Source organism: Phocaeicola coprocola (genome assembly GCF_041333015.1).
Classification (GTDB): Bacteria; Bacteroidota; Bacteroidia; order Bacteroidales; family Bacteroidaceae; genus Phocaeicola; species Phocaeicola coprocola.
In genome coordinates this window covers 131,377-154,505 of sequence record NZ_JBGKGM010000003.1, presented here as the reverse complement: position 1 = coordinate 154,505, position 23,129 = coordinate 131,377, and the positions used below count along the sequence as shown (strand labels likewise).

The 23,129-nt window shown below is 43.0% G+C and carries 22 protein-coding genes and 1 pseudogene; 15 read left to right on the top strand and 8 right to left on the bottom strand.

Features of this window, described 5'->3' with window-relative positions; all coding sequences use genetic code 11:
- Positions 1-299: 299 nt before the first annotated feature.
- A complete protein-coding gene (locus ACDG22_RS10115) occupies positions 300-506 on the bottom strand; it encodes a hypothetical protein (RefSeq protein ID WP_007568520.1) in 207 nt (68 codons plus the stop codon).
- A gap of 135 nt (positions 507-641) precedes the next feature.
- On the opposite strand from ACDG22_RS10115, the gene ACDG22_RS10110 reads away from it, so the two are divergent.
- The 15 genes and pseudogenes from ACDG22_RS10110 to ACDG22_RS10040 all read left to right on the top strand — a co-directional run bounded on the left by ACDG22_RS10110 (position 642) and on the right by ACDG22_RS10040 (position 16,769).
- A complete protein-coding gene (locus tag ACDG22_RS10110; RefSeq protein WP_007564783.1) occupies positions 642-1,805 on the top strand; it encodes an IS4 family transposase in 1,164 nt (387 codons plus the stop codon).
- Between the two features lie 377 nt (positions 1,806-2,182).
- Positions 2,183-2,661 (top strand): annotated as a pseudogene (locus ACDG22_RS10105) (YitT family protein); the annotation flags it as partial.
- A gap of 29 nt (positions 2,662-2,690) precedes the next feature.
- Positions 2,691-2,915 (top strand): cyclic nucleotide-binding domain-containing protein, encoded by a 225-nt coding sequence (locus ACDG22_RS10100; RefSeq protein ID WP_270669219.1) that lies wholly within the window; start codon positions 2,691-2,693, stop codon positions 2,913-2,915.
- 181 nt (positions 2,916-3,096) lie between these two features.
- Positions 3,097-3,420 (top strand): hypothetical protein, encoded by a 324-nt coding sequence (locus ACDG22_RS10095; protein WP_032839982.1) that lies wholly within the window; start codon positions 3,097-3,099, stop codon positions 3,418-3,420.
- Between the two features lie 128 nt (positions 3,421-3,548).
- Positions 3,549-3,929: a helix-turn-helix transcriptional regulator gene (locus ACDG22_RS10090; protein WP_306439187.1), complete on the top strand. Its 381-nt coding sequence runs from the start codon at positions 3,549-3,551 to the stop codon at positions 3,927-3,929.
- The gene (locus ACDG22_RS10085) at positions 3,910-4,977 is read left to right on the top strand and encodes a DNA cytosine methyltransferase (RefSeq protein ID WP_007568506.1); all 1,068 of its coding nucleotides are present in this window, start codon (positions 3,910-3,912) and stop codon (positions 4,975-4,977) included. The genes ACDG22_RS10090 and ACDG22_RS10085 overlap by 20 nt, the downstream gene beginning before the upstream one ends.
- On the top strand, positions 4,964-7,936 hold the full coding sequence (locus ACDG22_RS10080) for an ATP-binding protein (RefSeq protein ID WP_007568504.1): 2,973 nt from the start codon (positions 4,964-4,966) through the stop codon (positions 7,934-7,936). The genes ACDG22_RS10085 and ACDG22_RS10080 overlap by 14 nt, the downstream gene beginning before the upstream one ends.
- Positions 7,937-7,940: 4 nt before the next feature.
- On the top strand, positions 7,941-9,479 hold the full coding sequence (locus tag ACDG22_RS10075) for a response regulator receiver domain (protein WP_070737918.1): 1,539 nt from the start codon (positions 7,941-7,943) through the stop codon (positions 9,477-9,479).
- 8 nt (positions 9,480-9,487) lie between these two features.
- Positions 9,488-9,904 (top strand): very short patch repair endonuclease, encoded by a 417-nt coding sequence (locus ACDG22_RS10070; RefSeq protein WP_007758072.1) that lies wholly within the window; start codon positions 9,488-9,490, stop codon positions 9,902-9,904.
- A gap of 377 nt (positions 9,905-10,281) precedes the next feature.
- Positions 10,282-10,650: a hypothetical protein gene (locus ACDG22_RS10065; protein ID WP_009131422.1), complete on the top strand. Its 369-nt coding sequence runs from the start codon at positions 10,282-10,284 to the stop codon at positions 10,648-10,650.
- Position 10,651: 1 nt separating this feature from the next.
- Positions 10,652-10,996, top strand: a complete 345-nt coding sequence (gene tnpB, locus ACDG22_RS10060) for an IS66 family insertion sequence element accessory protein TnpB (protein ID WP_007567398.1) — start codon at positions 10,652-10,654, stop codon at positions 10,994-10,996.
- Positions 10,997-11,084: 88 nt separating this feature from the next.
- Complete coding sequence (tnpC, locus tag ACDG22_RS10055) at positions 11,085-12,845, top strand: IS66 family transposase (RefSeq protein ID WP_143723011.1); 1,761 nt, start codon at positions 11,085-11,087, stop codon at positions 12,843-12,845.
- 571 nt (positions 12,846-13,416) lie between these two features.
- Entirely contained in the window at positions 13,417-15,024 is a 1,608-nt protein-coding gene (gene istA, locus ACDG22_RS10050; protein WP_007566682.1) for an IS21 family transposase, read from the top strand.
- Between the two features lie 6 nt (positions 15,025-15,030).
- Entirely contained in the window at positions 15,031-15,753 is a 723-nt protein-coding gene (istB, locus tag ACDG22_RS10045; RefSeq protein ID WP_040311749.1) for an IS21-like element helper ATPase IstB, read from the top strand.
- Between the two features lie 77 nt (positions 15,754-15,830).
- Complete coding sequence (locus ACDG22_RS10040; protein ID WP_270231081.1) at positions 15,831-16,769, top strand: ISAs1 family transposase; 939 nt, start codon at positions 15,831-15,833, stop codon at positions 16,767-16,769.
- A gap of 603 nt (positions 16,770-17,372) precedes the next feature.
- Here the strand turns inward: ACDG22_RS10040 and ACDG22_RS10035 are convergent.
- The 7 genes from ACDG22_RS10035 to ACDG22_RS10005 all read right to left on the bottom strand — a co-directional run bounded on the left by ACDG22_RS10035 (position 17,373) and on the right by ACDG22_RS10005 (position 22,550).
- The gene (locus tag ACDG22_RS10035) at positions 17,373-17,606 is read right to left on the bottom strand and encodes a hypothetical protein (protein ID WP_007567639.1); all 234 of its coding nucleotides are present in this window, start codon (positions 17,604-17,606) and stop codon (positions 17,373-17,375) included.
- A complete protein-coding gene (locus ACDG22_RS10030; protein ID WP_007567636.1) occupies positions 17,603-18,532 on the bottom strand; it encodes an amidoligase family protein in 930 nt (309 codons plus the stop codon). Before ACDG22_RS10030 ends, ACDG22_RS10035 begins: the two co-directional genes overlap by 4 nt.
- A 234-nt stretch (positions 18,533-18,766) precedes the next feature.
- On the bottom strand, positions 18,767-20,173 hold the full coding sequence (ltrA, locus tag ACDG22_RS10025) for a group II intron reverse transcriptase/maturase (RefSeq protein WP_007567634.1): 1,407 nt from the start codon (positions 20,171-20,173) through the stop codon (positions 18,767-18,769).
- Positions 20,174-20,609: 436 nt separating this feature from the next.
- The gene (locus ACDG22_RS10020; RefSeq protein ID WP_007748011.1) at positions 20,610-21,398 is read right to left on the bottom strand and encodes a ParA family protein; all 789 of its coding nucleotides are present in this window, start codon (positions 21,396-21,398) and stop codon (positions 20,610-20,612) included.
- A gap of 27 nt (positions 21,399-21,425) precedes the next feature.
- Positions 21,426-21,812, bottom strand: coding sequence for a DUF3408 domain-containing protein (locus ACDG22_RS10015; protein ID WP_007567629.1), 387 nt, complete (start codon positions 21,810-21,812; stop codon positions 21,426-21,428).
- Positions 21,813-21,841: 29 nt separating this feature from the next.
- A complete protein-coding gene (locus ACDG22_RS10010) occupies positions 21,842-22,258 on the bottom strand; it encodes a DUF3408 domain-containing protein (protein ID WP_007567627.1) in 417 nt (138 codons plus the stop codon).
- 100 nt (positions 22,259-22,358) lie between these two features.
- Positions 22,359-22,550 (bottom strand): hypothetical protein, encoded by a 192-nt coding sequence (locus tag ACDG22_RS10005; RefSeq protein ID WP_007567622.1) that lies wholly within the window; start codon positions 22,548-22,550, stop codon positions 22,359-22,361.
- Between the last annotated feature and the right edge of the window lie 579 nt (positions 22,551-23,129).

Genomic DNA, 23,129 nt, shown 5'->3' with positions numbered 1-23,129 from the left:
ATACAGTTCAAAATACTTTCCAAAGGCACTTCCGGCTGGGTGTCGTGGTTTCCGACTCCCCCTCCGGAGCCGTTTTAAGGAGGATTTCCCGTCATATTACGGCTGGAACAGTTTGTAATCCCGTCCTGTGATCTTCCTTATCACGTCGGCGTTTTCCTTAATATGTTCAACCGGTATGCGGCTTATAACACCGGAAACAGTGAAATCCTTACGTCTGACCGCCCAGACAATGTCTGAGATACATTCGTACACCTGTGCGTCAATATGCAGGGGCTTGCGCCGGTTGGATGAAAAGTTGTTCAGGAGGGCTTCAATATATTTTTTACCTCTTCCTCCGTTATCGTCTTTTTACTCTCCGGCCGGGATGAAGATTCCTTGTGGGGTACCACCTCTTCCAGATCCCCGGAAATGCAGCTCAAATATGAGCCTTTGGCGGCAACTATATCCAGTATCTCCTTCTCGTTGATATGATACGGATTTGGTTTTTTCCTTTCAATGCTGTCCATAACTATGATTCATTACTGTCCCGTAAAAGTGGATAAATAGTTCTTTGAAATAACTGAAACATAGCTTATTATACTCTATTTGTAAAGCGCGACGATTTGAAATTGTACCTTTGAAACCAAATCAAATGGCTTCAAATGAATCAAGACAAATATGTTTTCGCTCAATTGGTAGAGTTTTTGAACAACAATAAATTCAGAAGAATCGTGGACAAATACGATGGAAATCGTTACGTCAAACATTTCACTTGCTGGAACCAGCTTCTTGCTATGATGTTCGGACAGCTAAGCAATCGTGAGAGCCTACGCGACCTGATTGTTGCATTGGAAGCACATCAAGCCAAGTGTTATCATTTGGGATTGGGTCGTGAACCCTTGGCCAAAACCACACTTGCATCAGCTAACCAAAATAGGGATTACAGAATCTTTGAAGATTTTGCATTCTTCATGATGAAAGAAGCCAGTGATAAACGAGCTACTCATATTCTGGATATCGAAGGAAAGAAGTACGCTTTTGATTCAACCACCATTCCGTTATGTTTGGCAACATTTCCTTGGGCTAAATTTCGAAGTAAAAAAGGTGGAGTCAAGGCACATGTCCTTTATGACATTGAGGCTCAGGTTCCGGCTTTTTTTACAGTAACCACAGCTTCAAAACATGACTCAACAGCAATGTCTGCAATTCATTATGAACCAAATGCATACTATATTTTTGATAGAGCGTATGATTCGTTTAAGGAACTATATCGGATTCATCTTACTGGCTCTTTCTTTGTCGTAAGAGCCAAGTCGAATCTTAAATTTAAGTTCTGCAAATGGAAACGCAGACTACCAAAGAATATACTATCTGATGCTGAAGTGAAATTATCAGGATATACCTCTGAAAAGAAGTATCCGGAATCATTCAGGATTATCAGGTTCTATGATGAAGAAGATGATCGTGAATTTACCTTCCTGACAAATGCCAAACATATATCTGCACTTGATGTAGCTAATCTCTATAAAAAGAGATGGCTTGTAGAACTGTTCTTCAAATGGTTGAAGCAGCACCTTAAAATCAAAAGGTTCTGGGGCACCACAGAAAACGCAGTCCGTATTCAGATAAGTGTGGCTATTATCACTTATTGTTTGGTAGCTATTATCCAACATGATTTGCACTTAAGCCGTTCGACCTATGAGGTCCTACAGATTTTGAGCATTTCATTAACGGATAAAACACCTTTACAAGAGTTGTTCAATAAGACTAATTTCAATGATGTCAAAGAGCAATTAAATCCCCTTTTCCCGGGGTTGTTTGATTAATATTTAATTCGTCCCGATTTTAACGGGACACTAATGACTATGATTTATACATTAATTCCATGTGACAATTGGGCGTTTTGTAAGGCGGACGTTCCCGATGACGGATTATCGTCCTACGCCGCAAAGAAAAAAAGAATAAACGTGGGAAAGGGTACCTTGTCAGCTATAGTCATATATAGACATGAATAGTCAATACCGGCAAAAGACATGACAAACGGCTGTCCGGCGGGAGGTCTGGATTCTCCCCGACGTTGCCGGGATTGTGATATATCAGGTCATGGAGATATTGGCAGACTGCATTATCGGGATAATGACATACCAAGTTACGGATATTGTGATAGATTATGTCGTTGGAGTGTGGAAGTTGCCATAGGGAGGCTCTTTCAGCAAACGGAAGTACGGAAGGTACAGATATTATTGCAGCCATCATCAACAAAGACCGGAACATCACATTGGGAGAACGGTGCTTATCTGCGATATGATTATCATTTCCTCCAGTCATTTTGTATTGAAAGACCGGGAAAAAGTGGTGACGGGTTTGTAACTCTTTATATTTGTAGCTTTGCTATCGACCAGGGCAATGAATAGTACCCGACAATCCAGTTCTTTATCATATCCAATAAATGAAGAAATAGGGCGGCATATCAACGAATACCCACACCGGGGAGTGACGATTATCAATACAACCGGCTTTTATACAGGACGAGAAGTAAAGATGATGTTTATATTAGCCGGGAAGAGGGAAGCGCCGGTCAGCTTCCGGCTGATAAAAAATATAGACACGGAGGCTTTTGTTTCACAAAGTGCCGTTATAGGAGTTTATGGAGAAGGATTCGATCATATCAAAGTAGAATAAGAAAGAAATAAAAAATGATAATGATCATCATGAAAAGCGGCATCTGCCGTGCTTTTGTTCCCGACACAGGATGCGGTGTGACGCAATGGTTCGCATTCGGCGGTGAAATGGCCGCAAGCATGTCATGCTACTATGGACAGACCGCATCAACGATAGAGATAGAAGCGGAAACGGACTGTGAGATGTTTATCGTGGACAAACCGACTTTGGAAAACCTATGTTCCACACAAATAATCCTAAGAAACAATTTGTAAAATTCGAAACAGAAAAGTATGAAGACAATCATTGCAGAGAAATTATCATAACTTGTGATAATTTTTCGGCCAAAATACTACCCGCAGGGCTGGAGATTTTTTCCGAAAACAGGAGGCTTGACCTTGCTTTCCCGTCCAATCCCGGAGTTACCTTTGCGCCCAGAACGAAAATGACTGCCTGATGCGGCCCACTGAAAGGCGCGAAAATGGAGGTAAACGGAAGTGGAGGCAGATTAGACAGGAAAACTTCAAAGGAGAAATCCGTGAAAAGAAGAAACCTAAAAGGAAAAGGAACATTGCCGGAAACATGAAACCGGCAAACCACCTGCAAGGAAGTATGGTTTATCTGTCTGTCCAAACTCGTTTGGTCGGGCGGATAAATCATTCTTCCCAGTTTGCCTGCCGTGGGGACGGCTTGTGCCATTCATGGGCAAGCGGTCATATACAGCTTTCCGCTTACGGCTCAAAGGAACCGCAAAAAGAAAAATCCATAGAAAACCCGTAAAAGCACCTCTATGGCATAAGCATAAAAGAAATGGGTCTTGCATCATCAGTCTAAACCATTGGTTAGGCGTGATGCAAAGCCCTTTTCTCCGCTTATGCGGCAGTCGGTACACGTTCGTACAAACCTGTTTGGGCGATGGTGTGCCGACGGATAAAACCGCTTTTACGGAATGTTTTTATGTTTATATTAGAAATATTTCTTATTATAAAAACGCGCTAATCATTTTGTCATTCGGGTTGTTTTTATTAAATTTGCAGATTATAGCAATAGTTATGCAAATGAAGCGGATAAATCGACTGAAAATAGTGCTTGCGGAACAAGGTAAAACAGGGAAATGGTTGGCGCATGCATTAGGTAAAAATGAATCGACAGTCTCTCGTTGGTGTACAAACGAAGTTCAACCTTCGGTAGAAACACTACTGACGATTGCCGAAACGTTAAAGATTGATATTAAAGAATTACTTTGTTCTACGCAAATGTGTAATCAAGATGATGGCATCCAAATATAAAGCAATCGATTTTTTCTGCGGAGGTGGTGGAATGACTTGCGGTTTAAGACAGGCAGGGATTAACGTTATAGCAGGTGTGGACTTTGATCAAGATGCCAAAGAAACGTATGAATACAATAATTCCGGAAGTGTTTTCATTCAAACTAATATAAAGAATTTACGGAGCAATTATTTTGAGCGAAAATTTGGGATACGGAAAAATGATGACTTTTTGATTTTGGTAGGATGCAGTCCCTGCCAATTTTACAGTATAATTAATACGGATAAGAATAAAGCCTTAAAATCTAAGGATTTATTAAAAAACTTTGCTCGGTTCATCGAATATTATAGACCGGGATATGTATTAGTGGAAAATGTTCCGGGCATAATCACAAATAAAGATAGCATCTTACCTTATTTTCTACGAAAATTGGAAGATCTCGGATATAAAAATCCTGTTTATAAGGTTGTAGATATGAGCTATTACGGCGTACCTCAAAGTCGTCGAAGATTTTCTCTTATCGCAACACGATTGGAAAATGTCAATATACATTTACCTAAGGCGGACGATAAAGAGACCGTATTAGCCGATTATTTAGGTGAAAGGAACGGTTTTCCCAAAGTTAGCGCAGGCCATAAAGACAGTAGTGTGTTTAACCATACGGTTGCCGGATTAAGTGATGTATGTCTTAAACGATTGGCAAAGACCAAACACGACGGCGGGAACAGACTTGATTGGGCAAATGATCCGGAATTGCAATTACCTTGCTTTGTAGGAAAAGACGATTGTTTTAAAGATACATTCGGGCGTATGTGGTGGCATCGACCGGCTTCGACTATTACAACTAAATTTTATAGTATCTCAAACGGACGTTTCGGACATCCGGAAGAAGATCGGGCTCTTTCTTTACGGGAAGGTGCTACATTGCAAACATTCCCGAAAACCTATGTGTTTAAAACAAATAGTATTGCCGCAACGGCAAAATTAATCGGCAATGCAGTTCCGTGTGAATATGCTCGGCGATTAGGTGAAACGATAAAAGCACTGGAAAACAATGGCACAATTTAAAACTCGGGCAAGAGCTCTCGACTTATTGGGACGGCAACAAATTGCCGGTATCCCTACAGCTATTAACGAGCTTATAAAAAATGCACATGATGCGTATGCGGATAAATTCGATATCGATTTTCTCCGATGTAATAATCTGCTGGTATTACGTGATGACGGGCTCGGTATGACAAAAGAGGAATTTGAAACTCGTTGGCTTACGCTCGGGACCGAAAGTAAATTGGCAAATAAAAAAAGCAGTTTACCGCCTATTGACATATCAAAGCCAAGACGTCCTATCATGGGAGAAAAAGGCATAGGAAGATTGGCTATTGCATCAATAGGAAGTCAGGTTTTAATCGTATCGAAAGCAAAATTAAGATCTAAAGAATATGATATTGTTGTGGCTTTCATTAATTGGGAGATATTCGAGTTGCCGGGGATTAACTTGGAGGATATTGTTATTCCGGTAAGAGAATACTCTCATATGCCGAATGCAGCCGATATTGACAGTATTAAAAATGAAGTAATACAATCCCTTGATAAATTAAATCAAAAAGAACTTATTGACGACAAGGATTTTGAAAAAATAAAAAGTTCTATCACGTCTTTTAAAGTTGACCCACACCAACTTTCTTTACAACTACAACAAGGATTTGAATTAACCAATGGCTGTGGTGGAACTCAATTTTTCATCTCCCCAGTTTACGATACGATTATTTCCGATATAGAGGGAGACGGCAATTCGGACGAAGCTACAAAAATCGAGAAAATGTTGATGGGATTTCACAATACAATGACCCCCGATCATCCTACTCCCGTCGTTGACATTTCATTTAGAGACTATAGGGCGAATGACGGTAGTTTTGTCAGCATCATAGATAAAGAACACTTTTTTACCACGGAAGAATTTGAATTGGCGGATCACCATTTTCAAGGGCAATTTGATGAGTTCGGACAATTCAAGGGATTAGTAAAAATATATGGAGAAAAAACATTTGATCACATTGTAAATTGGCGGGATAACTATTATAGAGAAACCGAATGTGGTCCGTTTAAAATTAACTTGGCGTATTTACAAGGAGAATTGAAAAGTTCTCGTGTAGATGTCGAAAATTATGCCAGGATTAAAGCCAAAGGAGATAAATTCGGAGGTTTATACATATATAGAGATAATATTCGAGTTCTACCGTATGGTGACTCCGATTATGATTTTCTGGATATTGAAAAAAATCGTTCGAAACGAGCATCAACATATTTCTTTTCTTATCGACGAATGTTCGGTGCTATTGAAATAGCGGACCGAGAACACAGCGGTTTGGTAGAGAAAGCCGGACGCGAAGGTTTTATTGAAAATAAAGCATATCGCCAACTTCAAGCGATTTTAAAAAATTTCTTTGTACAACTTGCCGCTGATTTTTTCAGCGAAAAAAACAAAACGGCACAATCGGAATTCTTCAATCAGAAGAAAGACGAGTTCAATGCGTACCATAACGCACTTGAACGTCGGGATAAATTGGCCAAATCGAAAAAGGAGAGATTTGCTCGTGAGCTCGATATCTTTTTTGCCGGTTTAACGGAACATAAATTCGAAAACGAACTGGAAGAATTACTTACGAATTTTAGGAACGATTTACATTCGGTTTTATACATTAACGATGCGGATGAAGCAAGCCAGAAGATAATAGATCTGGAATTTGCCATGAGACAAAAAGTTTCCGATTACAGAAAAAGAATATCGGTGACAAGTCCTAAAGGATTTGCAATGTCAAAATCAATGAGAACGGATTTTGACACGTACCTTAATGAGTTTAAAATTCTGGAACAAACGGTATTTAAAAATATCAATGAAAATATCGATCAGCTAATCGATGATTATACGGCACAGTTGAATCTGGAAATAAGTAAGCGAAAGCGGTTGGAGCAAGCGGTGGAACTGATTTCAGCCGAAGCTCTGTCACTTAATAAGAAGAAGAAAAGCGAAACCAATGATGTTGTTTCCGATGTTTCTCGCAAAATTAAGGATCTTACGAATGAACTGATAATCGATTTGGATAATCAAATACGAAGCGTAAAGAATCAATTCAAATTATTGGCAACCGATAAAGCCGATAACTTTGATTTGGTAACGGAACGCAAGAGAATGGAAGCAGAAATAGAATCCATAAGCAGTCGAAATACGGATGTTATGGAACGCATAATTCGACAATTTGAAAGTTTCTATGTCGAAAAAAACGAAGACGGTCAAATAATTACAAATGACCAAATAGCGGAAGCCGCTTCGGAAGAGTTAGAGGAATTGCGGGAACGATTGCAATCGGACGTTGAATTAAGCCAATTAGGATTGGCTGTCGGAATATTGCACCATGAATTCAACGGTACGGTTAATTCGATTCGACATAGTCTGAAAGATTTAAAAGCATGGTCGGATGTAGATATCAAATTGGAAGGAATATATAAAAACATCAAGGTAAATTTCGAACATTTGGACGGCTATTTAAATTTGTTTACCCCGTTAAATCGACGATTGAATCGACGTCGGGAAGACATATCTTTATTGGATATTAAAACATTTTTAATAGATTTGTTCAAATCCCGTCTTGAACGACACAATATAGCTTTTAAACATACTAACGGGTTTGCAGGTCGAAAAATACACGGATTTCGTTCTACATTCTATCCTGTATTTGTGAATATCATTGATAATGCCATTTATTGGTTAAAACAAAGTGATGTTCCTGAAAAAGTTATTCGGTTGCATGCGGATGATACGGGAATATACATTTCCAATAACGGTATTGAAATAAAACCCCAAGATAAGGAACGAATCTTTGAATTAAGATTTTCCAGAAAGCCCAATGGAAGAGGATTGGGGTTGAGTATCAGTAAAGAGGTTTTGAATGCAGAGAACTATGATATATTTGTGGCACAACCTAAGGAAGGCTCTACAGTTACTTTTAAAATTCAAAAAATGCAATAAAAATATGGCAGACAGATTTATTGAGCAATCGAAAGAAATTGCAAACAACTTTATACAAAATATTGTTTTTATTGATGACAAAGCATATAAGAATGATATGACTAACAATGCATTTAGCGCATTAGATGTATCGAATGTATTTGCACAATCTGGAAAAATCTGTGCTGTATATGCACCCAAATCCATTTCTGATGTTAATAGTTACAATACTATACTAAATAAAGCAGATGTTGTCATTTTAGATTGGTATTTAGATATAGAAAAGGAGGAGAACCAAGTTGAAGATCCCGATGCAGATGCAGATAATGACGATCCGCGCGGAGAGTTTACATTAAAATTGATATCTGATTTATTATCACAAACTGGGATGTTGAAACTGTTAATTGTGTATACTGGAGAAACGGATTTATTTGAAATTACGAACAGTATATATCAGAAAGTGGATCAGCATTCTTTTCATAAAGGAGATTGCGTTATTCAATCTTTAAATTCTAAGATATTAGTTAGAGCTAAAAAACAAAATTCGGAAACTCAATTTGCACATAATCCGGAATTGAAAGATAAAATAGTATCGTATGAAAGCCTTCCGACTTTGATTGTTGAAGAATTTGCAGACATGACCAACGGTTTGTTATCGAATTTTGCTTTATCTTCAATATCGGCAATAAGGAATAATACATCCAGAATGTTAAGCGTCTTTTCTCCCAAATTAGATCCGGCATATCTCGGGCACAAAATATTATTGGAAAACACATTCGAATCCAAGCAACTATTAATAAAATTATTTGGCGAAGCTATTTCGGAATTATTAGAGACAACAGATATTGATACAAAGGATTGGGTTGATAACTGGATTGAAAACCGTATTACAGACGAAACGATAAGTATAAATGGAGTGTCTATTGGCAAATCGAAAGACCTTTTAAAAAAAATGTTTAGTTCCGAGCAACCTCGACTTAAAGATAAATATACAGAAGCTTCAGGAAAAGATATGTCAAATAAAGACGAGGGGAAATTACAATCGCATACCATAGAGTTATTTGCATATGATGGTATCGATGTGAATAAATCGAATGTAGATTTTGCCATTTTGACGCATCATAAAAATATATTTCAACCTGCTATTGGGGCTCCGATATTAACACTTGGAACAGTTATAAAATCTGTAGACAAGTATTATGTTTGTATTCAACAAAGATGCGATTCGGTGAGAATTAAGGAGGAAAGACGATTCTTATTTTTACCTTTAGAAGAAAAAGGCGAATATCCGTTAATTGTGAATAATGAATTGAAATTATTTCCAAATAAATCTTCATTTGCAATAAAAACAGTGAAATTCAAGCCAAAAGAAGGTGCTACAATTATTCAAGCATCAAAAAAGGAGGACAAATATGTATTCTATTCTTCCTATGGAGAAACTTATGAGTGGGTGGTAGACTTAAAAGAAATGCAAGCACAACGTATTTTAAACAGTTACTGTGCACAACTGTCTCGCGTAGGATTGAATGAATCCGAATGGTTAAGACTTATCGCAAAGCAATAATATAGGCTATGTCAGATATTTTTTCTCAAACTAAAAGATCGGATATAATGTCAAAAATATCAAGTAAAGACACTAAACCGGAAATTTTAGTTCGTAAGTTCTTATTTTCAAAAGGATTCAGATATCGTATTAATGTCAAAACATTGCCGGGTAAACCTGATATAGTTTTGCCTAAATATAAAACAATAATATTTGTGAACGGATGTTTTTGGCATGGGCATAATTGCAAAAAGGGAAAATTACCATCCTCAAATACAGATTTCTGGAAGGAAAAAATATCAAACAACAAATCGCGAGATGCCAAAAATTCCGATTTACTTGTAAAACTCGGCTGGAAAGTTATAATTATATGGCAATGTGAAATTAGTAAGATTGATAATAGGACAAAAATACTTAATAAGCTACTGGAGGATATTAAACAATAATAATCACGAGATATTAAATCTAAAATATAAATGCATTAATCGGGAAAATATAGAAAAACTTATTCTATAATTCCGATTTTTGTCTTATCGTTGCGTTTGAAGAGTTCTTTGAAGATTACGCAACGTACAGAAAAATAATGCAGCAGATAACTAACTTAATCGTAACCTATTACTATTATGAGTAATAAACTTATGCTCATTTCCAACAAATTAGTAACCATTCTATTTTCCGCCTTGACACGCATGTTCCCTAAACCTACCTTTGCGCCGTAACCCTTAAACAACAATGATTATGGCAGTAACCATTCTATTTTCCGCCTTGACACGCATGTTCCCTAAACCTACCTTTGCGCCGTAACCCTTAAACAACAATGATTATGGCAAAAGAAAAAGTAAACTACCAGGAGGTATATGACCTCTATCAGTTATGCAGTGAGACCAAGGATCTTCGTGAGTTCTGTGCGGATTATGGAGTAAATTACGACAAGTTCATGAACTGGCAGCGTCATCAGCTATGGAGCGAAAAGTTAGGCAAGACAGTCCAGGTTGAGCAGCCCAAGGTTGCCAAAGTCCGGATAACCGGCAAGCCTTGCAACAGTCCAACCGTAAAGTTGGAGGTGAAACAACCTGAAGGTGAATCTCCGATTAAGTGGGTAAAACTGCAATTGACATCAGGTGCCACATTGTTCCTAAGAAATACCACAGTTCTTGATTTGAGTCTGTTGCTTAATAAAATGATAGGATGATATGCTTGGACTTAGCGCTAACCTGAACTATTACCTGTTCAACGGTAATGTGGATTTGCGGAAAGGAATCTTCCGCCTGTGTGAGAGTATAAGGGAAGAGATGTCACTTGACCCGAGCGATGCATCCAATGTATATATGTTCATGTCCAGGAACCGAAAAGTTGTGAAAATACTTCATTATGAACGCGGATTTTATGTGCTTTACGAGAAACGTCCTGTCATGGGGAGATTCAAGAAACCTGTGTTTGATGAAGTCTCCAAATGCTACCGGATACAATGGTCGGACATGGCCTATCTTACGGAAAGTATAGTAGTTGACAAGATGTACGTCAGTCCGAAAGATTAATATTAATACATTGATTATCAATAAAAATAATATAAGAATAAACGATAAAAAGTTTGCGTAACTGCCTGATTTTTCGTACCTTTATATCATGATTGATGAAAGGGCATACGAGTTACTTTGCTGCCAACTGGGTCTGGCGAATGAGGAAAAGGCGGGGCTTCGCAAACAGGTAAACGAACTGATTGCGAGGCTTAAGGCTATTGAAGAATCAAACAAAGAGAACTCCAAGGCTCTGGTTGATACAATCAATGAGTTGTCCACAACAGTCGAGAATAATCGAAAGGAAATGGAACTTATGAGAAAGCAGCTTGAGGCAAAAGACGAGGTGAACATGATGCTTGCAAATGAGATATCCAATCTCAGGCTTCAACTTGAGGACAGCAGGAAACACCGTTTCGGCCGTACCTCAGAGCAAAGAAGGCTGCTGAACAACCGTAACATTGACAAGTCTGCAATGGAGAAGTCCGAGTACGACGGTTCTGGCAAGAAAGGTGATGATGATAATAAGACCGATGGTAACGGTACCGGCAGCAATACCTCTTCCGGTAACGTACCTGCACAGAACTGCAGGCCTTCAAGGAAAAAGGAAACTGCTCCCCGTGCAGCAAAGACCAGGCTGAAGGTGGATAAGGTAATTGTTCATGAAATAGAAGACTATTACCAACTCCCGGATGGTGCAAGGCTTATGAAGCGTAACGGAATGGCTGATGTGTGGGAATACAGGTTTATAGAACATGTGCGTGCTCATAACGTGGAGCATGTGTACAAGGTGGCAAGGGTAAAGCTTGCAGACGGCACTTTCACTAACACGATGGAGCATCCCTTGAAAAACCTTGGAGGAATCTTTTCCCCTGATTTGCTTGCCCGTCTGCTTTGTCTGAAATATGACTTCAGTATGCCTGAGAACAGACAGATAAGACTGCTTGCAAGAGAAGGCATCCACATAAGCAATACCACGCTGAACGGCTATATCCATAACGGAATCTCCAGGCTTAGGGAGTTTATGGAAGATGTCTTCAAGGAGTTTGTACAACAGGCAAAATACCTTATGGTTGACGAGACGACCGAGCTTGTCGGAGTTGAAACACCGGAAGGCAAGGCTTACAGGAGAAAGTATTTATGGGCTTTTTTTGCAAAGCATGTCAAGTTGGTTTACTATCATTACAATAACGGCAGCAGAGCCTCTGATGTAGCAAAGACCTTCCTTGAACATTTTATGGGATCTGTATCTACAGACGGATATACGGTTTACAGGATGTTCGACGGAGAAGACTCAAAGGTGCTTCATATAGGATGCTGGACACACTGCAGGAGGCTGTGGGTCGATGCCTTGCCATCAGACAGAACTGCGATGGATATAATAGACCCTATCGGTGATATGTTCAGAAATGAAGACTTGTTCCGCACAATGAAACTCAGCGGTGAGCAGATTAAGGAAAAAAGACTTAAGCTTACGAGACCTATTCTTGAACGTATCCATCATAAGGTGGTCATGATGATGCAGGATACCAAACTCATGGCAAACGAACTGATGAGAAAGGCTGTGAACTATACGATAAACCAGTGGAAATCCCTGAAAAATATCCTCAAGGACGGTTCTGCGGAAATATCGAACAACCTCTGTGAGCAAAGGATGAAACCTGTAAAGCTGCTGCTCAAGAACTGTATGAACATAGGCAGTGAGGATGCAGCAGGAAACTCGGCATTCATCTTTTCTCTGATAGAAAGCTGCAAGCTTAATGATATAGCCCCTCAGGATTACCTGAAGCACTTGTTTGAATGTATTCTTCATGGTAAGGACTGCGACAAGAAGGTCCTTCTGCCATGTTTTTATAAATCGGAATGTTAAAACTAAACTATTTTCTTGCGGACATTTTTATTTTATCGGCTGAAAAACAGCCGATAAAATTGTCGTGGCGGAAAATAGAATGGTTACGATATACTCATGCTCGTAATATTGGGCAGACTCAGCAAGTGTATTACCAGAGCTGAAATACTTCAATTTGGCAAACGTCACTTGAAACGCCTGCAGTCGAAAGGGTTATTTCCGTATGGGTTTACATATTCCGGAGCATACCCGTTCACTTTCCGGCAGCTTATTAGGGTATAAAACCATACCTTAAAAGCGTAATTTTTATCCGTTCATCCCCTAAAAGGATGAAAAAATGGATAACCAGACATTAAAATCTCAATTTTTCCGGAGCATATCCGTTCACCTCCGAGAATTGCAGGTTGTAGCACCCTTTTTCCGGAGCATACCCGTTCACTTTAGACGTATGCTTTCAGATTTTCCGGAGTATATCCGTTCAGCCGTGCATGGAATTGTGAGCGTATATCTTCGTTTCCGGAGCATATCCGTTCATTCTTTCCCCGGTTTCAGTTTCCTTTGTGCTGGTAAGCTAACAAGAAACAGCACAGTCATGGCAGGAACAACAAAGGATATGAGTCTGATAAAACAAGTACTCCAGCTCAAGCAGGCCGGAGAATCCAACCGCGGTGTAAGCCGCAAGTTACCGATTGACAAGGAAACCGTCAACGGTTATGTGAATACAGTAAAAGCCAACGGATGGAACATCAGCGACCTCCTTGAGATTGACGATCCCGAGTTGGAACGGATGTTCCATGCTGGTTCTCCGGCATATACGGACAGGAGAATGGAAGAGTTTCTGATCCTGCTACCCAGATACAGGGAACTGCTGGCGGACCCCAAATCCCATGTAAGCCGTCAGGTCCTGTTCGATGAATACCGTGCGACTCATCCCGATGGTTACGGCAAGTCACAGTTCTATTACCATCTGAAGCAGAATCTCGTTGCGAAGAAGGATGTTACGGCCGTACTGGCCAACACCTACAAACCGGGTGAAAAGCTCATGGTGGACTTTGCCGGTGACAAGCTCAGCTATGTGGATGCCGAAACCGGAGAAATTGTCAAGGTGGAGGTGTTTGTCGCCTGCATGCCTTACAGCGACTATACCTATGTGGTATGTGTACCTTCGCAGAAGACGGAGGACTTTCTGTATGCCATAAGGATGTGTCTGGAACATCTGGGCGGTGTACCTTCCATACTGACTCCTGACAACCTCAAATCGGCTGTAATCAGCAATGACCGGCATGAGCCGAAGCTGAACAAGGCTCTTGAGGACATGGGCAACTACTACCATTTCGTGGTACTGCCATGCGACCCGGCATCGCCGACACAGAAGGCTCTGGTAGAGGACTCCGTAAGGATTACATATAACCGTGTCTATGCCAGATTGCGTAACCGTACCTTCCATTCACTCCTGGAACTGAACCGTGCCGTATGGGAGCTGATGGAAAGGCACAACCAGACCCGTATGCAGAAGCGTCCCTACAGCCGTGAGGAGCGTTTTCATGCCATGGAGAAGGAGCTGCTGAAACCCTTGAAACCGGAACCCTATGAGATGCGCCTGTATGCCGATCTGAAAGTACAGGCAAACTGCCATGTGGAGCTGAGACAGGACAAGGTGACCCATTTTTACTCCGTCCCCTATATCCATGTAGGAAAACAGGCAAGAGTAGTCTTTACGCGTTCATGGGTCAAGGTCTATGTGGAGCAGAAACTGGTGGCCTCACATATCCGCAGCCATACATACGGCTATACCACAGTCAGGGAACATCTCGCATCCAGCTGCAGGGTGATTATGGAGCGTTCGGCAGCCTATTATGTGGAGAAAGCAAAAGATATATCACCTGACTGCCATGAATATGTAAAAAGAATCTTTGACCCCAAACGTACCGCACAGCCTGAAGAGGTGTATTACAAGCTGTGCAACTCCATAGTCAGCCTCAGAAGGAAGTATGACCTTGCCACGTTTGACCTTACCTGCCGTCAGTGCATGGAGTACGGTATTTACTCCTACAGCAAGTTTGAAGCCATACTCAGACGTAACGGCATGAATGCATCCGCAGACGAGACGGTAATCTTCCATGCGCCTACACCGTCAAACCACGGGAACATGCGCGGAAAAGACTATTTTACAGGAAATGACATAAACCAACAACAATAAATGATTATGAGCAACGAAACAGAAAGAACACTGCACGAGCTGAAGCTTCCGGGAATGGCAAGCTGCTGGAGCTCTCTGGAAGAAACACATCAGTTGGACAAGCTTACCCTGCGTGAAGGCATGCAGATCATGCTCCAGTACGAACGTGACACGAGAGGGAACAACCGCATCCAGCGTCTTATAAAGAATGCCGGCTTCCGTCTGAGAGCCTCGATGGAAGAACTTGAAACGGACACGGCAAGGGGCATACAGACCTGCTCTGCAGCCGACCTTGCAACCGGAAATTACATCACGGGCGGAATGACGGTCATCATTACCGGACCGGCAGGAACCGGGAAGTCCTACTTTGCCTGTGCCCTGGGTGACAGGGCATGCAGGAACGGCCGGAAGGTACTGTACTTCACGATGAACATGCTCATCGAGAACCTGAAGCTTGCACATCTGGAAGGACGGGAAACAAACTTCTTCCGGAAGCTGAACGCACATGACCTGCTGATTATCGATGACTTTGGGATGGTCAAGCTGGACGGCCAGATACAGCATGACTTTGAACAGATCATAGATGACCGGTACAACCGGAAGGCACTCATCCTGGCCAGCCAGCTTCCCGTTGCAGACTGGTATGATGTGTTCCAAAGCGAGCTCATTGCGGAAGCCTGTCTGGACAGAATCGTGCATAAGGCAATAAAATTTGACCTTAAAGGAGAGAGCCTAAGAAAGAAGTATTAACTTTGCCAACAACACTGAATACTAACTGGGGACTGAACGGATATCACCGGAAATGCTGAACGGGTATCCGCCGGAATATGCATGGGTTACCCTCAGAAGCTACGCTCTGCCGTGTGTTTCAAAGCATCGACGATGAAAAGATGGCTGATCGAATGTCTGCTTTTGCAGAGGTTTTCCGCAAGGAAATATCCGCTTCGGCAACTGACATCATTTGTATTGTTGGCAAGGCCATGCGAGGTACCTTGTACGACAACGGACGCAACCCTAATATCGTCTCTGCATATTCACTCCGTTCCAGCTTTACTTTGGCTACTGATGTTTGCAAAGAGAAAAGTAATGAAATCAAATCCGTGCCCCGACTATTGGATAAACTAGATGTGTCAGGATGTGTCGTCACAGCAGATGCCATGTCATGCCAAAAGGGGATAATAGACAAGATTAGAGGTAAAGGAAGCGACTTCGTGATCGAACTCAAGGCGAATCAAAGATCTTTGCGCTATGGGCTTGAAGACTCTATAAAAGCCACCACCCCAACTGATATCTACAAGGAAGGTCCATACTTGGAACACGGCAGGATTGAGTCAAGGGTATGCCGTATATTCCGTGGGGAAGAACTGATTGCCGACAGGGAGAAATGGAATGGAAATTTGACAGTTATAGAAATACTCACATCTACGGAGAAAAAGTCTGATGGCAGAAGTACGTCTGAACAGCGACTGTATATTTCAAGCCTGGATAGCAGTGCAGAGCGGCTTAGTCAGATAACCAAACAGCATTGGGCTATTGAAAGCATGCACTGGGATCTTGACCGCAACCTCCGCCAGGACAGCATAAAGCGTAAGGCTGAACGAGCGGCTAGGAACCTGGATACAATTCAAAGGATGGTGTTGGCACTGATTGCCGTTTGGAAGAACAGAAGGAAAAAAATATCAGATAAGCAAAAGGGAACGGCGCAGATAATAAGGGAGCTGGCGGTAAGCTTCACTAACGTGTTGCATTTTCTGGCTCAAAAATGAGAAAAATTCAGATTTGATATATTCGTAACGCATTGATTACCAATAATGGTATTTCCGCCCATGCCGCATTGGCATGGGTATGGGAATGGTACGCCCAATTCAAAGCTTAAATGAAAAAGCCGTGACTTCTTACGACTACAGACAAAAATACAAATAAAAATACAACGGCTTGTCAAATTGGATAAAAAACGTCTATATCGCAAATCTTAATTCCCTGTATCGCAAAGACAACATTAACTTATTCTTCTGATTATCAATCATAATAATATTCAAAATAGATACTCTACATTTTTCTTTTTGGGGATCTTCTTCAAATTTGGCGGTATCCCCCTCCTGATCCGCTTCTCTTTTGGGGATATAATGATACTAGATAACAGGCGGAACACCTTTAAATCCCCTGTCATGTATTATATTATCATGGATAGCCAGTTTTTGTTATCGCGGAGGGGCGGTGAAAAGAAAAAATGATTGCGGAAGGAGGCCGTGAAACCAGTCTCCGGAAAACAGGATACGACGGAGATCAGATACTGTGAAAAAAGAAAAAAATCCCCACCGGAGATGAATGAACCGGCAGGGAACGTAACAATAAAGGAACGGGCTCTCTCAACCCTTGATGTAACCGTACTTTTTCAGGTCGTCCATGAAATGCTCCGGCGTGTCGGTCCTCACCGTCACCCCGTGCAGTTCATGGTAACGGTTGGAGAAATTCACCATGTACTCCTTATCGGTGCACCCGCTGTCAAACCAGCTGCCCTCACGCAGGAGACGTACAAACTCGGAAGGGTCGGAGGCGGTAATCCTGCCGCCATCCGCCAAAATATACATATGCCTGTTCATGCCGATAATTTTTTAGTTCTCAGTTTATAATATAGTTTCTGTTCACCATCCAGGAAGGGGATGTCCTGGAGCGCGGTGGCCGCAGGCACCTGCCCCTTTGTGGCAAAGGTAACCAATTTGTGGAGAAACAGCACCCAGTTACGCATTTTTGTGAAGTTGGTCGTTCCCGAATGCTGGCGGAACTCGACCGTCTTGTGCCGTGAGTAGGCCTCGAGATTCACCTTATGGTAACGGTTGCCGATCCTGCTTTTCAGATCGTCCACCGTCCGGGCGGAACGTATCATCCCGTCAGAGACATGGCCCAGTCCACGGCAATAGTAGTTATCCCTGCGGGATGCCGGCATGAACCTGTCGATGACCGGTTCCAGATGTTTGTAACTCAGGGCCAGGTTACGCCAGGTCTCCATGCTGAAACCGGCGGCATCGATATGCACGTGAAGCCCGCAGCTCCCGTTCACTTTCATGTCACACAGGTCGAGCACCCAGCAGACCTTCTCCAGCTCCCGCAACCCTGCTTCGCCGACAAGGATCGGACTGACCAGCTCGAAGGTGTCGTTTCCGTTTATACTGCTGTCCGTCACGAGTTTCCAATGCGGACGGGTGGTATGGTTGTAACTTTCCACCGTAACCTCGATATCGGCCTCCCTGAGCTCGCGTGCGAGCCGTTCACGGGAGCAGTTGTAAGCCTCGATCTCGATACCGAACTTGCGGTTGAAAGTGTAATCCGGTGCGGCTGCCAACGGTTGAACGTTCGGACCGCCCTCACGTTCCCTCATCCGGCGCAGGGCATTCACTACAAAGCCGTAGTTTCCGTTGGTCACCATTCTCGCGATTTCCGCACGGGGAACACCCAGAAGATACAGTTGCCGGATCTTGCTCGTCTTTGTCGTTTCTTGTACTAAAATGTTTCTGATTTGCTCGTTCATTACTTGTTTCCTCCTTTATTTTTCGCTTTACTAAAGTAATGCTTTTACAGGAGAAGTCGTAATTATAAGAACCTTATTATCATGCCATTAGCTTACTTTATCTTAGGCTAAAACTTCTTATTTAAGGTGTCTAATCGAGTAGGAGGTAAACATTAATCATAGGTGTTTATCTCCTATTTTCATGTTCACCGACCTCTCACACCACCGTACGTGCCGTTCGGCATACGGCGGTTCCTATTTTGGGTACCATTCGAGATACGAGCCCATTAAGGTAGGATATCCTGCTTTTCGCAGGCTATCATTATTTATCGCCACTTTCAATATAGGACTGTCAGCGATACGCCAATAACCTTTGCGAGTGTTACCCCATTCACATGCCTTATATTTTTCTATACCGCATTTAATGAGGTTCCCCACCTTGGTCTTGGGTTTCTTCCAAGCTTTCCATATACACATACGTATTCTACGTCTTAACCACTCATCTGTGTCAAGAAGAAAGCGTTTCATATCGGCAAGGTGATAGTATCCAATCCACCCACGTATGTAATCTTTCAGCTTCTGTTTCCTCTTGACGTATCCCCATCCATTGCTACGATTAGTCAGCTCTTTGAGGCTCAATTTCATCTTTGCTTTGGATTTAGGGTGTACTGTAAGGCGATATTTGCCTTTCATTACATAAAAGGAATAACCGAGATACTTCACTCCTCGAACATACGATACTACAGTCTTTTCCTTGTTGACTTTAAGATATAGAGTTCCCTCTATAAATCGGGTTATGGACTCTTTGACTCTTCTTGCTGCCCTTTTGGACTTACAGAATATCATCGAGTCATCGGCATACCGCACAAAAGGAAGTCCTCTGCGTTCGAGTTCCTTGTCCAGCTCATTGAGCATAATATTACTTAACAATGGACTTAGTGGTCCTCCTTGGGGAGTTCCTTCCTCGCTCACTTCGAACAGACCTTTGTTCATTACACCGCTTCGGAGATATTTGTGTATCAGACTGACAACTCTGCCGTCTTTAATAGTGCGGCTGAGAATTTCTATGAGTTTGCTATGGTTCACGGTATCGAAGAAGCGTTCAAGGTCAAGGTCTACAACGTACGTGTAGCCTGTATTGATTATCTCTTGGGCTCCTCTCACCGCGTCATGACAACCTCTTCTCGGACGGAAGCCATAACTTCTCCTGGAGAATTGTTTCTCATATATAGGACTCAGAACTTGGTTAATGGCTTGTTGCACCAAACGGTCTACCACAGTGGGGATTCCTAATAGACGCATCTTGCCATTGTCCTTGGGGATTTCTACCCTTTTGACGGGGTTCGGACGGTAAGAACCGTCCATCAAGGAACGGATGAGCGCATCTTTGTTGGCTAATAGCCATAAAAACAATTGTTCACATGACATATTGTCGATACCGCCACAGCCCTTGTTTCCAATCACTGCCTTATAGGATCGGTTTAGGTTCGCAGGACTCAGGATTTGCTCGAAAAGGTGTTCCTTGTCGAATGGTACTTCCACGATGTTGTCTTCACATATCCACATGAAAGTCTGCACTCCCTCATACCATTCGGTTTCCGACCTATCTCTTTGAGGGCAGTCATTAACTTCGGATAATGTTTTCTGCATTCGTTCTTTCATTAGGTATGTTTCAATTACTATCGTTTAATTATTAGGTTCAGTCCTTCGCAAACCTATCGGCTCGTTTGCTACTATGACTTCTGCTGACTTCTCACGGCAAGCTTTACTCCGCTGATTTCGATTTTTTTCTATTTTCATGCGTCCGTGAGACCTCCTCGGATAAGGGTATTAACTTTCAATCTTATGTCTGCTTCATCTACATTAACCGTTCCGAATAGCTATAGGGCTTTGGTTTGGGTAGCAACCTTACCCACGGTTTTTATGCCTTATATGAAGTTTCTGTTCGTCAGACCAGATGTTTGCCGCCAGCTTCTTTCAGATTCCACCTCACGATGGACACCCTTGCTATTGGCTGTATGATTCCCGCTATTAGGGCTCATTGGGGACTTGCACCCGTTAGCTAATACTCATGCCGAGCATACTACCCTGACATCCGCTACCGGTCGGTATCGGATTCCTCCAGGCCGATGGTACGGCATATCTCCTCCACCAGTTCAGGAAGGCCGGAGCTTTTCTCCTGACGGGGATCGGGTGGAAACAGCGTGGAGCGGAAGACACCCTTGCAGACAGGGGCCGCCTCCCTGTTGTAGCGGAGGGTGTTCGGAATGTGTGAGGACAGCAGCCGCAGCCCCATCTTGTCGATGACCCGGTTCCAGGCGTCATACAAATCCTTCCGCCCCCGCCTGTCCACCATGTTCCAGAACAGCCAGGTCCCTTTCAGGTTGCAGTTCTTCCTGGAGACCAACTCCTCTTCCAGAGCCTTGGTAAACTGCAGGGAACTCTGCATGACGATGTTGTCCGCCTTGATCGGGATGAAAATGTAGTCCATCGCAGCAACAGTATAGACCACCCCCTCGCTGCGGAGCGTTCCGGGAAGGTCGAAAAGCACGATATCGAAAGTTTCCCCCTTTTCGTCCATATAACGACGCAGGTCCTCCACCGCCTTTTCCGGATCGCTTTTGATGACCGGATAGGCAAGCTTCCGGATTCTCTCGTGCTGCCGGTAAAGGCTCACCTTCAGGTCGTCATTTTTCATGACACTCTCCATGTCCCTCTCACGCATCAGGGCGATGCTGTGCTGCGGGTAGTCACAGTCCACAACCGCCACACGCAGGCCTTTGCGGTAATGCAGCACACTGGCCAGCAGTACCGTAAAGACGGATTTTCCCACGCCACCCTTCTGGCTGGCGACGGCAACCAACAACTCTTTTTCTTTTTTCATCATACTTCTTGCATTAAATGTTAAACACTATTATGACCGGCCGGGCAGGGACTCTTCCAGAATCATCTCCACCGTTTCCCTGTATTCTTCCAGATGCCGCGAGACAAGGTGGTTGATGAACCCCTCCAGCGTGACCTTCCCATTTCTCGAGGCTCCCGCCAGGATGGACAGTTTCCGGTGCAGGGCGGCAGGAATATGCAGTGACCGGCGCTGCACGCCCGCAATGCCACGCAGGTATTCCTCCCCATAGACGGACGGCTGCATGGGGCCGCTTTTCCTTGCGGGACGCATTATGTCGTTACCGGACATTCCACGTCCCTTCCGGGGACAGGCAGGTGCTTCCCCCATGATCTCACGGATGCGGTCCGCGTCCATCCCGCCGGGACCAATCCGGTCTTTTACGTTCTTTCCTGTCATGATATATCTTCTTGGACAATGACAACATTTTATCGGCGGGCCGTTCCTCCACGCTGTCCGTCCTCATCCCAGGGACGGTAGACCTCACCGAGCAGGGCGGCGATATCCTCCCTGTGCTCCTCCATATGGAGCTCCAGCAGCCGGATGATAAACCCGGAGATGCTGCCGCAACCGGCGGCCCTGACCAGCATGGCGATCCGGCGGTGCAGCCTCCCGTCAATATACGCGGTCTTCCACTCCACAGACTTGGGAGCGGGAACAAGAAACCTCCTCTTGTATTCTTCCGGGGCTGTCACTTTCCCTGCACGGACCTGCCTTTCATGCCCCGGCATACCCACCGCCGGTTCCGGGGATGGGGAAACGGGAGCTGACAGAAGGTTTCCCGTGAGTCCGACCCTCTCGAGAACGATATCGGAAAGCCGGTTCTTTTCCTTTTCTGAATCCATTGTCTTAAAATCTTAATTTATTAAATTACACAACTGGCATTGTTTCGGAATACAAAATAAAGAAAGAAGAGGACAGGACGGAACCACCTGTCGCTTATAGTCATCCAAAGTCGTTTATTGTCATGATACACATGATGGTGGGGACGAACATATGGTTCCATCCGGATGCTTCTTCCCATGCGGGAGTGACGTCAGAATCCTGCTGTCCGTAGCGGCGTGGAAAAGTGGCGGGATTCCGTTCCTTGTCCACCGCCCCTTTCAAATCCTTATGGGCAGGTGTGGGAGCATGCATCCGTCCTGATACGGATTCTTGGATTATCGGTCTGTGGAAGTGTAAAAATATCAATCCGTTAATGGAGACAAGGAAGAAAAAAACATAAGGCGTACACGGCTACCTGCACGTTCTCCATTTGCAGAAGTGTAGAAGTGGCAATCCGTTAATGGAAACGATGAAAAAAAACAATAAGGCATATACGGCTACCTGCCATTCTCCATTTGCAGAAGTGTAGAAGTAGCAATCCGTTAATGGAGACAATGAAGAAAAACCATAAGTCATACACGGCTACCTGCACGTTCTCCATTTGCAGAAGTGTAGAAGTAGCAATCCATCAATGGAGACTAGAAAAAGAAACCATAAGACATACACGGTTACATGCCCATTCTCCATTTGCAGAAGTGTAGAAGTAGCAATCCATCAAAGGAGACAAGGAAGAAAAACAATAAGGTGTATACGGCTACCTGCCCATTCTCCATTTGCAGAAGTGTAGAAGTGGCAATCCATCAATGGAGACTAGGAAAAGAAACCATAAGTCATACACGGCTACCTGCACGTTCTCCATTTGCAGAAGTGTAGAAGTAGCAATCCATCAAT

What these genes read in the sequence shown, in the direction of transcription:
- ACDG22_RS10115 (WP_007568520.1), bottom strand. Translation starts at nt 506, where the DNA reads ATGGACAGCATTGAAAGGAAAAAACCAAATCCGTATCATATCAACGAG.
- ACDG22_RS10110 (WP_007564783.1), top strand. Translation starts at nt 642, where the DNA reads ATGAATCAAGACAAATATGTTTTCGCTCAATTGGTAGAGTTTTTGAAC.
- ACDG22_RS10100 (WP_270669219.1), top strand. Translation starts at nt 2,691, where the DNA reads ATGAAAAGCGGCATCTGCCGTGCTTTTGTTCCCGACACAGGATGCGGT.
- ACDG22_RS10095 (WP_032839982.1), top strand. Translation starts at nt 3,097, where the DNA reads ATGCGGCCCACTGAAAGGCGCGAAAATGGAGGTAAACGGAAGTGGAGG.
- ACDG22_RS10085 (WP_007568506.1), top strand. Translation starts at nt 3,910, where the DNA reads ATGATGGCATCCAAATATAAAGCAATCGATTTTTTCTGCGGAGGTGGT.
- ACDG22_RS10080 (WP_007568504.1), top strand. Translation starts at nt 4,964, where the DNA reads ATGGCACAATTTAAAACTCGGGCAAGAGCTCTCGACTTATTGGGACGG.
- ACDG22_RS10075 (WP_070737918.1), top strand. Translation starts at nt 7,941, where the DNA reads ATGGCAGACAGATTTATTGAGCAATCGAAAGAAATTGCAAACAACTTT.
- ACDG22_RS10070 (WP_007758072.1), top strand. Translation starts at nt 9,488, where the DNA reads ATGTCAGATATTTTTTCTCAAACTAAAAGATCGGATATAATGTCAAAA.
- ACDG22_RS10065 (WP_009131422.1), top strand. Translation starts at nt 10,282, where the DNA reads ATGGCAAAAGAAAAAGTAAACTACCAGGAGGTATATGACCTCTATCAG.
- tnpB (WP_007567398.1), top strand. Translation starts at nt 10,652, where the DNA reads ATGCTTGGACTTAGCGCTAACCTGAACTATTACCTGTTCAACGGTAAT.
- tnpC (WP_143723011.1), top strand. Translation starts at nt 11,085, where the DNA reads ATGATTGATGAAAGGGCATACGAGTTACTTTGCTGCCAACTGGGTCTG.
- istA (WP_007566682.1), top strand. Translation starts at nt 13,417, where the DNA reads ATGGCAGGAACAACAAAGGATATGAGTCTGATAAAACAAGTACTCCAG.
- istB (WP_040311749.1), top strand. Translation starts at nt 15,031, where the DNA reads ATGAGCAACGAAACAGAAAGAACACTGCACGAGCTGAAGCTTCCGGGA.
- ACDG22_RS10040 (WP_270231081.1), top strand. Translation starts at nt 15,831, where the DNA reads ATGCATGGGTTACCCTCAGAAGCTACGCTCTGCCGTGTGTTTCAAAGC.
- ACDG22_RS10035 (WP_007567639.1), bottom strand. Translation starts at nt 17,606, where the DNA reads ATGAACAGGCATATGTATATTTTGGCGGATGGCGGCAGGATTACCGCC.
- ACDG22_RS10030 (WP_007567636.1), bottom strand. Translation starts at nt 18,532, where the DNA reads ATGAACGAGCAAATCAGAAACATTTTAGTACAAGAAACGACAAAGACG.
- ltrA (WP_007567634.1), bottom strand. Translation starts at nt 20,173, where the DNA reads ATGAAAGAACGAATGCAGAAAACATTATCCGAAGTTAATGACTGCCCT.
- ACDG22_RS10020 (WP_007748011.1), bottom strand. Translation starts at nt 21,398, where the DNA reads ATGATGAAAAAAGAAAAAGAGTTGTTGGTTGCCGTCGCCAGCCAGAAG.
- ACDG22_RS10015 (WP_007567629.1), bottom strand. Translation starts at nt 21,812, where the DNA reads ATGACAGGAAAGAACGTAAAAGACCGGATTGGTCCCGGCGGGATGGAC.
- ACDG22_RS10010 (WP_007567627.1), bottom strand. Translation starts at nt 22,258, where the DNA reads ATGGATTCAGAAAAGGAAAAGAACCGGCTTTCCGATATCGTTCTCGAG.
- ACDG22_RS10005 (WP_007567622.1), bottom strand. Translation starts at nt 22,550, where the DNA reads ATGCATGCTCCCACACCTGCCCATAAGGATTTGAAAGGGGCGGTGGAC.